This window comes from Citrobacter sp. wls619 (assembly GCF_005281345.1).
Taxonomy (GTDB): domain Bacteria; phylum Pseudomonadota; class Gammaproteobacteria; order Enterobacterales; family Enterobacteriaceae; genus Citrobacter.
In genome coordinates this window covers 190909-205121 of the sequence record NZ_SZXJ01000095.1, presented here as the reverse complement: position 1 = coordinate 205121, position 14213 = coordinate 190909, and the positions used below count along the sequence as shown (strand labels likewise).

Here is a 14213-nt window from a genome sequence, read left to right as displayed (position 1 = left end):
CGTTTACTTTAACGTGCAGTCACCGCATTGCTGAACATCGGGCAAGCGATAGCGTTGACAGCAGGTTCTGCGTACTAACAGTCCCTCACGTGGAACGACGGTACGCCACAACGGATTATCCTGGCCACAGGATAGCTGTTTCTCAAAGAAGCAGGTTTGGCGCAATGTTGTCAGCAGTTCTTCGCCTAATAGCGGTTTCATTTCCGTTAAATACCAGTGGATGAGATACCCGGTATTGCTCCAGATAAGTTTCGCGTTGATCTCACCCGTTGATTCCAGCGCCTGAACAACCGGTGTCAGGGCTGACAAAATCAGCGTTTCCATACGTTGCTGCGGTGAGAGTGCCGTGGTCTGGTGATCCTGATGTACATCTATCCAGAAACATGCGGCACGCCCGGTTTCGTGAAACTCCACATGCATATGTTCCGGCGCGACATCAATGGCTTCTTTTTGCGTCAGCAGAGCCACCATAAGCGGGGGCATCATCAGGCCGATATACCATTGCGCCCAGAGGGAGATCAGCGGTTTATTTTCGCGTACTAACGTGGGCTGGTTGCGGTAGATGTGGTCTGAATAAACGGCCAGAAGCGAACTTAGCGTTGTCGGTTGCGTCCATTCATGTAATGTCATTGCCCCTTGAGGCGGGGTTTCGTCAAGGCGAATGAAATCCAGCAAGTGTTCGCGGGTTTGGGCGATGGTCGCACGCACGGAAGCCGCCAGCGAGGGCATCTCTGCAGGGAGATGGCTGTGCCAGATGACATCTTCAACGATGGGTGCGGAACGGTAAGCCATGGCGATATAAGGATGTTAATCTAAATGATAATGATTTCTAATCCTATAGGCGAGGGTAAATGATGGCAAGATCTTTGTCGCAATATCGGGCCGTTCCGCACGGAAAACTCAGGAAGAGGTGCAGTTTATCCGCAGCTCATCGCTGACCAGGGTGTTGTTTCGACCGAGATTCTTGGCCTCATAAAGTGCTTTGTCTGCTCTGGTAATCGCGGAGTCAATATCCTGATCCATTAAAGGCGCAATACCGATGCTGACCGTCACATTGGTTGCTACGCTCTCATTAAACATATGAGGAATCTTAAGGTCGTATACTTTCTGGCGGATACGCTCGGCTGCGGCCTGTGCCTGCTGTGGATCGACGGCGGTCAGTAACACCATAAATTCTTCGCCACCAAAACGCGCGACCACATCCCGGGAGCGCACGGAATCACGAATCGCGGCAGAAACGCGAATCAGCGCCTGATCGCCCATCATGTGTCCGTAATGGTCGTTATAGGCTTTGAAATGATCGATATCCAGCAATAAGACGTAATGCTTCGCGTTGCTCAGTGCCAGTAACGTATCGAGCCGGTGTTGCAGCCCACGACGGTTATACAGCCCCGTCAGCGGATCGAGCATGCTGAGGCCGTTCAGGGTTTCTCGCTCTTCCAGCAGTTTGTACATCAGCTGTTGGGCGAAGCCGTCGTAGCGCTTTTGGATCACGTGTTGAATGGCAATCCCGGCCATCGGCAACGCCATAAAATAGAAAATTCGCAGACCATGCTCGCTACCGTTAAGCCATAAACAGACGACGACTGAGGGTAACGAATGTAGCGTAAAGGCGATGATATTGTTGGCAAAAGCGATAGAGCCAATAAACAGCACGCTGAGAAGTGCAATCAACAGAAAATAATAATCATTATTATCCAGTGTTGTGAATTTCAGCACAATATGAGCTGCCCACAACAAGCCGAAAATGATTGAAATAAAAGGAAGATTAATTCTTTTATTCGTATATTTCCCATGCCATGCCAACAGTAATGTACTGGCGGCCAGGATGAGCAACGCTGGGACAGATACGGCTTTGACGGCAAAAAGTGGGAAAACAAGCGTAAACAGCGCGGAGACTGCATTGAGAAGCAGAAACAGACGTAAAGAAAGTTGATATTTCTTAGTGCGCAGAGTTCGCCAGGATTGTACTGTCATAGGTAAATATTGTTATTTATCTGCAATATACGAAGGTGTGTTTGTAAGGAAAAAATGATGAGCGAAAAATCATTCGTTCAGGTCGTTATTGTTTTTTGATGAAAAGCTAACCGGCGAGCAATTTATCACCTTAAACTATTTATGTCATCAATCGTTAAGTAAAACTCATAGAATTGATAGCCTTTCCTGGCTGACAAATGAGAAAATTTATCATATGATATTGGTTATCATTATCAATGTCATAGGTGAAACCATGTTGCAACGTGCGCTGGGCAGTGGATGGGGGGTTTTGCTGCCGGGAATAGTGATTGCCGGGCTGGCATTTACTGACCTGTCACTCGACGCATGGAAGGCGATGATTGTATTAGGACTGCTGCTGACTTCGCTAATGCTGTACCACAAACGTTTACGGCATTTCGTTTTGTTGCCTTCATGTGCAGCACTGATCGGCGGTATTGTTCTGGTGATGATGAACGTGAATCAGGGATGAGTAACACAGAGAAGAAAACCGAAAGGAAAATAAGATAATTGGTGCGAGGGGGGGGACTTGAACCCCCACGTCCGAAAGGACACTAACACCTGAAGCTAGCGCGTCTACCAATTCCGCCACCTTCGCACAGTCATCTTACTTTTTTGATATTGCCTCGTTGGTGCGAGGGGGGGGACTTGAACCCCCACGTCCGAAAGGACACTAACACCTGAAGCTAGCGCGTCTACCAATTCCGCCACCTTCGCACAGTGCGAGCAATATCAACGTGGATTATGGTGCGAGGGGGGGGACTTGAACCCCCACGTCCGAAAGGACACTAACACCTGAAGCTAGCGCGTCTACCAATTCCGCCACCTTCGCATACCATCGACACTACAAAAAGTATCGTTACCACGGAGGCGCATTCTAGTTGTTTTCAGCTTTTCGTCAATAGTTAATTGACCAGGACGCATTTAATTGATGTAAAAATGGGCGCTGTCCGGCGTTGCTTGGTGTCACGCCGGATAGCGGCATAAACGCCTTATCCGGCGTACATCCGTTAGGCTTTTTTCGCCTGACGCGTCATGATGGTACGATAAACCTTGAAACGACCGGTCTGCGCGATAACCTCATGGAAGCCAAACACCTCATCCAGCACCTTCGGATACGGCAGGAAGGCGTTGGCCACGATACGCAGTTCACCGCCGCTGTTCAGGTGACGAACCGCCCCGCGAATCAGCGTTTGCGCGGCATCAAGGCTGGTCTGCATGCCATCGTGGAACGGTGGGTTAGAGATGATCATATCGAAGCGGCCCGCCACGTCAGAAAAGACGTTACTGGCAATTACGTCACCTTCAATACCGTTGGCCGCAAGCGTTGCGCGACTGGCTTCAACCGCGGATGCGCTGACATCGCACAGGGTCAGACGAACTTTCGGCGAGTGACTGGCTAATGCAACGGAGAGCACGCCTGCGCCGCAACCGACATCCAGAACCTTGCCTTTAGTGTGCGGCGTCAGCGTTGAGAGCAGCAGCTGGCTGCCGACATCCAGGCCGTCACGGCTGAATACGCCAGGTAAGGTTTTGATGGTCAGATTGTCGACGGTGTATTCATCCCAATATTTTTCTGCATCAAAAACGGGCTGTTTTTCCAGACGGCCATGATAAAGGCCACAGCGACGGGCGCTGTCGACTTTATTCAGCGGCGCGTATTCGGCCAGCATCTGCTCTGCGCTGCGTACACCGCTGCGGTTCTCACCGACAACAAAAATATCGGTGCCGACGGGTAACAGCGACAGAATATTCATCAGCTGGAACTGGGCTTCCGGCTTATTCTTCGGCCAGTAATAGATCAGCGTATCGCTGTCAGCAACATCATCGGCTTGTGCGACGAGGCTAAAGCGGACGTTATCACCCATCTGGCGGTTCAGTACCTGCCAATGGTGCAACTGCTGAGTATGCGCACGGCTGGCGGCGCTTGCGAATTGGGCTGGCAGGTCATCCTGCAAATCACCGGCAAACAGAATACGGCTTTGTTCGAAATCATCACTGTGGCGCAGCAAGACTTCACTTGCCGGGGTAAAAGCAGACATGGAGTGCTCCTTAAATTGTACAGCGGGGGATTATAGTTGTTTGATGGCGCGGATTCGACAAATTTGCTATATTTGCGCCCCTGATTACAGGAGTGTTTCGCTATGACATCCCGACGAGACTGGCAGTTACAGCAACTGGGCATTACGCAGTGGTCGCTGCGCCGTCCTGGCGCGCTGCGGGGCGAGATCGCGATTTCAATTCCTGCGCATGTCCGTTTAGTGATGGTTGCTGCACAGTTACCCGCGCTAACCGAACCGTTAATGAGCGATATTTTACACGCATTGACCGTTAGCCCGGATCAGGTTTTACAACTGACGCCTGACCGCGTCGCCATGCTGCCGCAAGGTAGCCGCTGTAATAGCTGGCGGCTGGGAACCGAAGAGCCGCTGCTGCTGGAGGGCGCTCAGGTCGCCAGTCCTGCGTTTAATGAATTACGGGATAACCCCGCGGCACGCGCCGCGTTATGGCAACAAATCTGCGCATATGAACACGATTTCTTCCCTCGAACCGACTGATTTACCTGCAGCATTTCAGATTGAAAAACGTGCCCACGCCTTTCCGTGGAGTGAAAAAACATTCGCCAGCAACCAGGGCGATCGTTATCTCAACTTTCAATTGACCGTTGACGGCGCGATGGCAGCCTTTGCGATTACGCAGGTCGTGCTGGATGAAGCTACGCTGTTCAACATCGCCGTTGATCCTGATTTTCAGCGCCGGGGCCTTGGGCGTGAGCTGCTGGAATACCTGATCGATGAGCTGGAAAAGCGCGGTATTCTGACGCTGTGGCTTGAGGTTCGCGCCTCGAATGCTGCAGCAATCGCATTGTATGAAAGCCTTGGCTTTAACGAGGCGACGATTCGGCGCAATTACTATCCGACAGCCGATGGTCACGAAGATGCCATCATAATGGCATTGCCAATCAGCATGTAAGACAAGGTGTAATGATGATGAAGTGGGACTGGATTTTCTTTGATGCCGACGAAACGCTGTTTACGTTTGACTCGTTTACCGGCTTACAGCGGATGTTTCTCGACTATAGCATCACCTTTACCGCTGAAGATTTTCAGGACTACCAGGCCGTGAATAAACCGCTGTGGGTGGATTATCAAAACGGCGCAATTACCTCATTACAGCTGCAGCATGCTCGTTTTCAGAGCTGGGCTGAACGCCTGAAGGTCGAGCCAGGCCAGCTAAACGATGCGTTTATTAATGCCATGGCGGAAATCTGTTCGCCGTTACCGGGGGCCGTGTCGCTGCTTAATGCGATTCGTGGTAAAGCAAAGATTGGCATCATTACCAACGGTTTTACTGCATTACAGCAAATCCGCCTTGAGCGTACGGGCCTGCGCGACTATTTCGACCTGCTGGTGATTTCTGAGCAGGTGGGGGTGGCAAAACCCGATCCCCGTATTTTTGACCATGCGCTGGCGCAGGCGGGCAACCCTGACCGTTCCCGCGTGCTGATGGTAGGCGACACCGCAGAGTCCGATATTCTTGGTGGCATTAACGCCGGGCTATCCACCTGCTGGCTAAATACGCACCGCCGCGAGCAGCCAGCGGGCATTCAGCCGACCTGGACTGTCGTGTCGTTAAGCGAACTGGAGCAGCTCCTGTGTAAACACTGATTGCCTCCCCCCCATTGATGGGTAAAATAGCCGCAATTTTTCGTATTCAACTTGCACGGTCCGTTGCCGTGCTTACCTAAGAAGATTTGACTATGACGTTGTCTCCTTATTTGCAAGAGGTGGCCAAACGCCGCACTTTTGCCATTATTTCTCACCCGGATGCCGGTAAAACGACAATTACTGAAAAGGTGCTGTTATTCGGACAGGCGATTCAGACCGCCGGTACGGTAAAAGGCCGTGGCTCCAGCCAGCATGCAAAATCTGACTGGATGGAAATGGAAAAGCAGCGTGGTATCTCAATTACCACCTCTGTCATGCAGTTTCCGTATCATGACTGCCTGGTCAACCTGCTGGACACCCCAGGGCACGAAGACTTCTCCGAAGATACCTACCGTACTCTGACGGCGGTGGACTGCTGCCTGATGGTCATCGACGCCGCGAAAGGCGTTGAGGACAGGACCCGTAAACTGATGGAAGTTACCCGTCTGCGCGATACGCCGATCCTGACCTTTATGAACAAACTCGACCGTGACATCCGTGACCCGATGGAGCTGCTGGATGAAGTCGAGAACGAACTGAAAATCGGCTGTGCGCCAATCACCTGGCCGATTGGCTGCGGTAAGTTGTTCAAGGGCGTCTATCACCTGTACAAAGATGAAACGTATCTGTACCAGACCGGTAAAGGCCATACGATTCAGGAAGTGCGCATTGTTAAAGGGCTGAATAACCCTGAACTTGACGTTGCCGTGGGCGAAGACCTGGCGCAGCAGCTGCGCGACGAACTGGAGCTGGTGCAGGGCGCGTCCAACGAGTTCGATCATGAGCTGTTCCTCGCAGGCGAAATCACCCCGGTCTTCTTCGGTACTGCGCTGGGTAACTTCGGCGTTGATCATATGCTGGACGGTTTAGTGGAGTGGGCGCCCGCGCCGATGCCGCGTAAAACCGACACCCGCGTTGTCGAGGCTTCAGAAGAGAAGTTCACCGGTTTCGTCTTTAAAATTCAGGCCAACATGGACCCGAAACACCGCGACCGTGTCGCTTTCATGCGTGTGGTTTCCGGCAAGTACGAGAAAGGCATGAAAATGCGCCAGGTACGTATTGGTAAAGATGTGGTGATCTCCGATGCGTTGACCTTTATGGCCGGTGACCGTTCACATGTGGAAGAAGCGTATCCGGGCGATATTCTGGGTCTGCATAACCACGGCACGATCCAGATCGGCGATACCTTTACTCAGGGTGAGATGATGAAGTTCACCGGTATTCCGAACTTCGCACCGGAACTGTTCCGCCGTATCCGTCTGAAAGATCCGTTGAAGCAGAAGCAGTTGCTGAAAGGGCTGGTTCAGCTGTCAGAAGAGGGCGCAGTGCAGGTCTTCCGTCCGATCGCCAACAACGATCTGATCGTTGGCGCCGTCGGTGTGCTGCAGTTCGACGTGGTGGTTTCTCGTCTGAAGAGCGAATACAACGTTGAAGCGATTTATGAGTCGGTCAACGTGGCGACTGCGCGCTGGGTAGAGTGTTCTGACGTGAAAAAATTCGAAGAATTTAAGCGTAAAAATGAAATTCAGCTGGCGCTGGATGGCGGCGATAACCTCACCTATATCGCGCCGACCATGGTTAACCTGAATCTCACCCAGGAACGTTACCCTGACGTTCAGTTCCGCAAAACGCGCGAACACTAATCTGCCTCCCAGGGCGCGGTACTCACCGCGCCCTGCAACTTTTCCTGTCTTTTAAATCCCTTGCGGAATGTTCTTAAATCCCCTGTTTTTGTTTGTTTTTTAATCAATTCAGTCATCAGCCGCGAAATCGTGAACTATATTTAACAATGTGATGACATAAATATCGGCTTTTAATGCTCTTCATTAGGCATTTTTCAGTCCCTTTAGCTGATATTTATTTCAGTCACGAGATTCGTTGCTGGTTCTGACCGCTAAGCGGCAGAACATCGCTATAAGCACAACAAACAGGAATACATCGATGACAATGACAGGACTTAAGATTTCTAAAACGCTACTGGCCGTGATGCTGACTTCCGCTGTCGCAACGGGTTCTGCTTATGCAGAAAACGCCACAATGGATAAAGCGCAATCCGGGCTCGAAAGTGCGGGGCAGAAAGTCGATAGCTCTATGAACAAAGTCGGTAATTTCATGGATGACAGCACCCTCACCGCCAAAGTAAAAGCCGCGCTGGTGGACCACGAAAGCATTAAGAGCACCGATATCTCCGTCAAAACGGACCAGAAAGTGGTGACGTTAAGTGGCTTCGTTGAAAGCCAGGCTCAGGCCGAAGAGGCCGTTAAAGTTGCGAAAGGCGTTGAGGGCGTGACCTCCGTTAGCGACAAACTGCACGTGCGTGACAGCAAAAGCACCTCCGTAAAAGGCTATGCCGGTGATACGGCCATCACCAGCGAAGTGAAAGCCAAGCTGCTGGCCGATGACATTGTCCCTTCTCGTAAAGTGAAAGTTGAGACGACCGACGGCGTGGTCCAGCTTTCAGGAACCGTCGATTCACAGGCGCAAAGTGAGCGAGCTGAGAGTATTGCTAAAGCAATTGATGGCGTGAAAAGCGTCAAAAACGACCTCAAAACTCAGTAATTCGACTTAATTCATCCTCCTGACGTTTGTCGGGAGGCGTATTGTGCACCACACTAAAAATATCGCCGATGAGCTGCCTGAGCGCTCATATAAAGCGGTCGACATTAACTATGGTAAAGGAGAAGCATATGTTTCGATGGGGCATCATATTTCTGGTTATCGCGTTAATTGCCGCCGCTCTGGGATTTGGTGGACTGGCGGGTACTGCAGCAGGCGCTGCAAAAATTGTTTTTGTGGTGGGGATCATCCTGTTTCTGGTCAGCTTGTTTACCGGGCGTAAACGGCCCTAGCGTATCCCCTTTATTCTTCAAGTTGCAGGTGCGTTGGCTACGCGCGCTTACCCGAATCACTTACCAGAGTAAGCTCATCGGGACTCACGCCCTTGCCGCCTTCCTGTAACTCGAATTATGTTGGGGATTAGCTGTAAAGAAAAATTGCTACTAAGCCAGTCCATTGGACTGGCTTTTACGGTTTTAGCGCCGGGCAATTTGCGTTACCTTGTTGCTCTATTAAAAAAAACAGGAAGGCAGAGGTGGGGCAGAGAATACCCGTCACGCTCGGTAATATCGCGCCGTTATCGTTACGTCCATTTCAACCAGGCAGTATGGCGCTGGTGTGCGAAGGCGGGGGACAACGGGGGATCTTTACCGCTGGCGTACTGGATGAGTTCATGCGTGCGCAATTTAATCCTTTCGATCTCTTCTACGGGACATCTGCTGGCGCGCAAAATCTGTCGGCCTATCTCTGTAACCAACCCGGCTACGGGCGCAAAGTGATCATGCGCTATACCACCCGACGTGAGTTTTTTGACCCGGTACGATTCGTACGCGGGGGAAATCTCATCGATCTCGACTGGCTGGTGGACTCCACCGCTGCGCAGATGCCGCTGGCGCTGGATAACGCAGAGCGCCTGTTTGAGGCAGGTAAAGCGTTTTATATGTGCGCCTGTCGGGGAGATGACTACACGCCGGGCTATTTTTCGCCGAACCGGCACAATTGGCTGGATCTCATTCGCGCATCCAGTGCGATTCCGGGATTTTATCGTTCAGGGGTTGTGTTGGATGGCGTGAACTATCTGGATGGTGGAGTCAGTGATGCCATACCCGTTCAGGAGGCGGCAAAGCAAGGGGCGAAAACGCTGGTGGTTATCCGCACCGTGCCTTCGCAAATGTACTACACCCCACAATGGTTCAAACGTATGGAGCGCTGGCTGGGGGAGAGCAGTCTGCAGCCGCTGGTGAATCTGGTTCAACATCATGAAGCCAGCTACCGCGCTATTCAGCGCTTTATCGAAAAACCGCCGGGCAAGCTGCGTATCTTTGAGATCTACCCCCCAAAGCCACTTCATAGTATGGCGCTGGGGAGCCGTATTCCGGCATTGCGTGAAGACTACAAAACCGGACGCCTGTGCGGGCGCTATTTTTTGGCAACGATTGGTAAGCTGCTGGCGAAAAACGCGCCGCTGCCTCGTCAGACGCCGAAGATTGTGGTGCCCAGCCCGGTGGTGGTTCCACCCGCACCCGTTGCCAACGATGCCCATGCGTCCGTTGCGAGCAGTGCGCCCCAGGCCAACGATACGACGTTTAATAATGAGGATCTGGCGTGAGTCCCCGGTTTATCGATACGCATTGTCATTTTGATTTCCCCCCCTTTACCGGCGATGAGCCAGCCAGCCTCCAGCGTGCGGCTGACGTCGGTGTGCACCATATTATTGTGCCGGCAACGCAGGCGATGAACTTTTCACGCGTACTGGCGTTAGCGGAAAATTATCCTTCGTTGTATGCCGCGCTGGGCCTGCATCCCATTGTTATTGAAGATCACGATGATGACGGTCTGGACAGGTTGCAACAGGCATTGGAGCAACGACCGCAGAAGCTGGTGGCGGTTGGTGAGATCGGGCTGGATCTCTGGCGTGACGATCCGCAGTTTGATAAGCAGGAAAGGGTGCTGGAAGCACAGCTTAAGCTGGCGAAGCGTTACGATCTTCCGGTGATCCTCCATTCGCGCCGTACCCATGACAAGCTGGCTATGCATCTTAAACGCCATGATCTCCCGCGAACCGGTGTGGTGCATGGCTTTTCCGGAAGCCTGCAACAGGCAACGCGTTTTGTACAACTGGGGTACAAGATCGGTGTCGGCGGGACCATCACCTATCCACGCGCCAGCAAAACGCGTGAGGTGATGGCGACGTTGCCACTGGAATCGCTGCTGTTGGAAACCGATGCGCCGGATATGCCGCTTAACGGTTTTCAGGGCCAGCCTAATCGTCCTGAGCAGGTGGTCAGAGTTTTTACCGCATTATGCGAACTGCGCACTGAACCCACGGATGTGATTGCTGACGCACTGTATCGCAATACGATGGCGTTGTTTGATATGTGATTGTTGAGTGCCGGATGCGACGCAAAAGCGTCTTATCCGGCCTACGGATTGACCTCATGTGTAGGCCGGATAAGGCATAGCCGCCATCCGGCATTTCACAGGTACAGCGCCGGGAAGATTATATTATTCACACCGCGTTCGCGCAGCCCTTGCGCCAGCTTCTCCACATCTTCTGGTGTCGCGCTCGACCAGGCTTTGGCTTCACCATACACGCCATGCGCATGAAACGCGTTAAGGCGCACAGGAATGTTGCCCAGGCGGTGAATAAATGCTGCCAGCGCATCAACGTGCTGCAGGTAATCCACCTGTCCTGGAATGACCAGCAGGCGAAGCTCCGCCAGTTTTCTCCGCTCGGCCAGAAAGAGAATACTGCGCTTGATTGCCGCGTTATCGCGTCCTGTCAGTTGCAGATGACATGCGCTATCCCAGGCTTTTAGATCGAGCATCGCACCGTCGCAAACCGGCAGCAGCTTTTGCCAGCCGGTTTCGCTCAGCATGCCGTTACTGTCTACCAGGCAGGTCAGGTGCTGTAGCTGCGGATCGGCTTTGATCGCGCTAAACAGCGCCACGATAAACGGCAACTGGGTGGTTGCTTCGCCGCCGCTGACCGTCATTCCTTCAATAAACGGCGAGGCTTTACGAACATGCTGCAGCACCTCATCCACGCTCATGGTCAGCGTCATCGGCGTGGCCTGCTGAGGACACATATGCAGGCAGGTGTCGCATTGCTGGCAAATATCAGATTGCCACCATACTTTTCCCGCGCTCAGACTTAACGCTTCATGCGGGCAATGCAGCACACATTCCCCGCAATCGTTGCAACGTCCCATCGTCCACGGGTTGTGGCAATTCTTACAGCGCAAATTGCACCCCTGCAGGAACAGGGCCAGGCGACTCCCCGGCCCGTCGACGCAGGAGAAGGGAATCAGCTTACTGACTAAAGCGCATCTGCTGTTCATGGCTGATCACTCGGGGTTGTCGTTGCAGAATACGCGTATTGCGCGCGGCTTCTTCACCCAACCAGGTGGTGTTGGTACGTGAACCTTCAGTGCGATATTTTTCCAGATCCGACAGGCGCACCATATAGCCGGTCACACGGACCAGATCGTTGCCGCTCACGTTGGCGGTAAACTCGCGCATACCGGCTTTAAACGCGCCGAGGCAAAGCTGTACCAGCGCCTGTGGGTTACGTTTGATGGTTTCGTCCAGCGTGAGAATATCGCTGATCCCGGCGTGATAATACGCATGATGCGGCGCGACGGTTTGCAGATGGGTGATGGGATCGGGTTCATCACCATAAGGCAGGCGTGCGCCCGGCGTGGTGCCGATATCAGAACTGATACCCGACTGCGCATGCAGCATCGCGCGCTGCTTCCAGCCATATTTCACCGGCGTGTTGTTAACAAAGTCGGCGAGCTGGGCGCTGATACGATAACCAAGCTGATTAGCGTACTCATCTTTGCCGTAGCGAGCGTTCTCCCCCGCCTTATCGCACAGCAGGTTTACGGCTTCTGCCAGGCCGTACATGCCAAACATAGGCACAAAACGTTCGGGATCGATCAACCCTTCCTGCACCAGGAAGCTATTCTCAAAGAAATGTGATTTCTCGTAGAGGAATTCACATCGTGAATCAATGATGGCGATTTGCTGTTGGCAGTAATGCGGTAGGGTACGCGTAAAGAAGTCATCGACAGAGGTACTGCGCTCTGCAATGGCTTTCAGATTGAGCCTGACCAGCGTACTTCCACCGCCCGCAAGTGGCAGTGAGTTGTAACAACTGACGACGCCATAGTGGCCTTTTGTGAAAATTTTATCATTTTCAGGGCCGTTAGAAATGTGCGGTTTACTGCATTCGCAAATATTTTGCGCGACGTTGAGCAGCAGATCGTCAGGGGTAATTTGCGGATCATAAATAAATGTCAGATTGGGCGAAACCTGCTTTAACTCTGCATCTGCGCGTAAAATCGCCCGCGTTACAGGTGTGTCGGCAGGGCCGATATTGGCGTGCATAAACGCATCAGGCAGCGTTCTGTCGAGATAACGCCAGAAACGTTTTATTCGAATATCGATCTCGTCTTGTGTTAGAATTCTAACATACGGTTGCAGCAACGCATCGAGTTGACCGAGGTACACCGGCATCGACGTCACTGACGGGACGTGGTGGTAAAGAATGGTGAGTAAGGATAATGCGTCATCGAGATCCTTTGCGCCTTCCAGTTCCAGCCATGATGAACCGTTGGCCAGAAAACGCGCGTAATCGGGTAATACGTAGCGCGGTTTGAACGGAGCATGACCTTCGTACATATCGCAGATAACCCCGTCATCCAGCGCCTGGCGTGCTTGTGCAGGCAGTTGCGGATACGGCAGCGCGTTTTCAGCCTCCAGCGCCAGAAAATGGCGTTTCTGCTCAGGGCTGAGCACTGGACTGGTCACGATTTGTTGGCAGCGCTGTTGCAGCGTGAGTTCGCTTGACGTGGGCATCGTTGATTCCTTTATGTACTGAAGGTTAAGCGCCATTGTAGGAAGCAACGCAGCGCCAACCTTTGATCCGGATGCGCCTGATGTCACCGCATGCCGCCAGTAAAGGTCATTTATTTGAAGTAGATCTCATTAGAGTAATGCAAATCTGTATGTGGTTTTCATTAACTGTGATGTATATCGAAGTGTAATAGCGAGCGGATGTTAGAATACTAACAAACTCGCAAGGTGAAATTTTATACGGCGATGCCGTTGGAGAATGTTATGACCGATTTAACAGCAAGCAGCCTGCGTGCACTGAAACTGATGGACCTGACCACCCTGAATGACGACGACACGAATGAGAAAGTGATCGCGCTGTGTCATCAGGCGAAGACCCCGGTTGGCAACACTGCCGCAATCTGCATCTATCCGCGTTTCATCCCTATCGCGCGTAAGACTCTGAAAGAGCAGGGCACACCGGACATCCGTATTGCCACCGTGACTAACTTCCCGCATGGCAACGACGATATCGAGATCGCGCTGGCGGAAACCCGTGCGGCGATTGCCTACGGTGCCGACGAAGTTGATGTAGTGTTCCCGTATCGTGCACTGATCGCTGGCAATGAGCAGATTGGTTTTGATCTGGTTAAAGCTTGTAAAGACGCGTGCGCAGCGGCCAATGTGCTGCTGAAAGTGATCATTGAAACCGGTGAGCTGAAAGAAGAAGCACTGATTCGCAAAGCATCTGAAATCTCCATCAAAGCCGGTGCTGATTTCATCAAAACCTCCACCGGTAAAGTGCCGGTCAATGCGACGCCGGAAAGCGCACGCATCATGATGGAAGTGATCCGCGATATGGGCGTTTCTAAAACGGTTGGTTTCAAACCGGCTGGCGGCGTGCGTACTGCAGAAGATGCACAGCAGTTCCTGGCGATTGCCGACGAACTGTTTGGCGCTGACTGGGCCGATTCCCGTCACTACCGTTTTGGCGCATCCAGCCTGCTGGCGAGCCTGCTGAAAGCGCTGGGACATGGTGACGGTAAGAGCGCAAGCAGCTACTAAGTTTTATTGCCCATCGTAGGCCGGATCAGGCGCAAGCCGCCATCCGGCATG

15 protein-coding genes and 3 tRNA genes are annotated in these 14213 nt (G+C 52.4%); 10 read left to right on the top strand and 8 right to left on the bottom strand.

What is annotated here, in order from left to right; genetic code table 11:
• Positions 1 to 3: 3 nt before the first annotated feature.
• Both fhuF and FDX19_RS18300 read right to left on the bottom strand, forming a co-directional pair.
• Positions 4 to 792: a siderophore-iron reductase FhuF gene (gene fhuF / locus FDX19_RS18305; protein WP_137383813.1), complete on the bottom strand. Its 789-nt coding sequence runs from the start codon at positions 790 to 792 to the stop codon at positions 4 to 6.
• A 108-nt stretch (positions 793 to 900) separates the two neighbouring features.
• Positions 901 to 1977 (bottom strand): GGDEF domain-containing protein, encoded by a 1077-nt coding sequence (locus FDX19_RS18300; RefSeq protein ID WP_137383812.1) that lies wholly within the window; start codon positions 1975 to 1977, stop codon positions 901 to 903.
• Between the two features lie 253 nt (positions 1978 to 2230).
• Between FDX19_RS18300 and FDX19_RS18295 the strand changes: the two genes are divergently transcribed.
• Positions 2231 to 2467, top strand: a complete 237-nt coding sequence (locus FDX19_RS18295) for a DUF1435 domain-containing protein (RefSeq protein ID WP_137384026.1) — start codon at positions 2231 to 2233, stop codon at positions 2465 to 2467.
• A gap of 39 nt (positions 2468 to 2506) precedes the next feature.
• Here the strand turns inward: FDX19_RS18295 and FDX19_RS18290 are convergent.
• From FDX19_RS18290 to rsmC, 4 genes are all read right to left on the bottom strand, one after another.
• Positions 2507 to 2593 (bottom strand) — tRNA-Leu (locus tag FDX19_RS18290).
• A gap of 32 nt (positions 2594 to 2625) precedes the next feature.
• Positions 2626 to 2712: transfer RNA gene (locus FDX19_RS18285), tRNA-Leu, on the bottom strand.
• 28 nt (positions 2713 to 2740) lie between these two features.
• Positions 2741 to 2827 (bottom strand) — tRNA-Leu (locus FDX19_RS18280).
• A gap of 178 nt (positions 2828 to 3005) precedes the next feature.
• Positions 3006 to 4037, bottom strand: a complete 1032-nt coding sequence (rsmC, locus tag FDX19_RS18275) for a 16S rRNA (guanine(1207)-N(2))-methyltransferase RsmC (protein ID WP_137383811.1) — start codon at positions 4035 to 4037, stop codon at positions 3006 to 3008.
• Positions 4038 to 4139: 102 nt separating this feature from the next.
• Here rsmC and holD point away from each other — a divergent pair, with 102 nt between their 5' ends.
• The 8 genes from holD (at position 4140) to FDX19_RS18235 (ending at position 10640) form a co-directional block, all read left to right on the top strand.
• Positions 4140 to 4553, top strand: coding sequence for a DNA polymerase III subunit psi (gene holD, locus FDX19_RS18270; protein WP_137383810.1), 414 nt, complete (start codon positions 4140 to 4142; stop codon positions 4551 to 4553).
• The gene (gene rimI / locus FDX19_RS18265; protein WP_137383809.1) at positions 4522 to 4968 is read left to right on the top strand and encodes a ribosomal protein S18-alanine N-acetyltransferase; all 447 of its coding nucleotides are present in this window, start codon (positions 4522 to 4524) and stop codon (positions 4966 to 4968) included. The genes holD and rimI overlap by 32 nt, the downstream gene beginning before the upstream one ends.
• A gap of 17 nt (positions 4969 to 4985) precedes the next feature.
• Positions 4986 to 5663 carry a pyrimidine 5'-nucleotidase gene (gene yjjG / locus FDX19_RS18260; RefSeq protein ID WP_170974406.1) on the top strand — a complete coding sequence of 226 codons (678 nt, stop codon included), beginning with the start codon at positions 4986 to 4988 and terminating at the stop codon, positions 5661 to 5663.
• Positions 5664 to 5755: 92 nt separating this feature from the next.
• A complete protein-coding gene (prfC, locus tag FDX19_RS18255) occupies positions 5756 to 7345 on the top strand; it encodes a peptide chain release factor 3 (protein WP_137383808.1) in 1590 nt (529 codons plus the stop codon).
• Positions 7346 to 7643: 298 nt separating this feature from the next.
• Positions 7644 to 8261 carry a molecular chaperone OsmY gene (gene osmY / locus FDX19_RS18250; RefSeq protein ID WP_137383807.1) on the top strand — a complete coding sequence of 206 codons (618 nt, stop codon included), beginning with the start codon at positions 7644 to 7646 and terminating at the stop codon, positions 8259 to 8261.
• 128 nt (positions 8262 to 8389) lie between these two features.
• Complete coding sequence (locus FDX19_RS18245; RefSeq protein WP_003019081.1) at positions 8390 to 8551, top strand: DUF1328 domain-containing protein; 162 nt, start codon at positions 8390 to 8392, stop codon at positions 8549 to 8551.
• Positions 8552 to 8793: 242 nt separating this feature from the next.
• Positions 8794 to 9867, top strand: a complete 1074-nt coding sequence (locus tag FDX19_RS18240) for a patatin family protein (RefSeq protein WP_137383806.1) — start codon at positions 8794 to 8796, stop codon at positions 9865 to 9867.
• Positions 9864 to 10640, top strand: coding sequence for a metal-dependent hydrolase (locus FDX19_RS18235; protein WP_137383805.1), 777 nt, complete (start codon positions 9864 to 9866; stop codon positions 10638 to 10640). The genes FDX19_RS18240 and FDX19_RS18235 overlap by 4 nt, the downstream gene beginning before the upstream one ends.
• Positions 10641 to 10735: 95 nt before the next feature.
• Here the strand turns inward: FDX19_RS18235 and FDX19_RS18230 are convergent, their stop codons facing one another.
• The gene (locus tag FDX19_RS18230; protein WP_137383804.1) at positions 10736 to 11599 is read right to left on the bottom strand and encodes a YjjW family glycine radical enzyme activase; all 864 of its coding nucleotides are present in this window, start codon (positions 11597 to 11599) and stop codon (positions 10736 to 10738) included.
• Positions 11571 to 13121, bottom strand: a complete 1551-nt coding sequence (locus FDX19_RS18225; protein ID WP_137383803.1) for a YjjI family glycine radical enzyme — start codon at positions 13119 to 13121, stop codon at positions 11571 to 11573. Before FDX19_RS18225 ends, FDX19_RS18230 begins: the two co-directional genes overlap by 29 nt.
• 261 nt (positions 13122 to 13382) lie before the next feature.
• Here FDX19_RS18225 and deoC point away from each other — a divergent pair, with 261 nt between their 5' ends.
• Positions 13383 to 14162 (top strand): deoxyribose-phosphate aldolase, encoded by a 780-nt coding sequence (gene deoC, locus FDX19_RS18220; protein WP_003019042.1) that lies wholly within the window; start codon positions 13383 to 13385, stop codon positions 14160 to 14162.
• Positions 14163 to 14213: the final 51 nt, after the last annotated feature.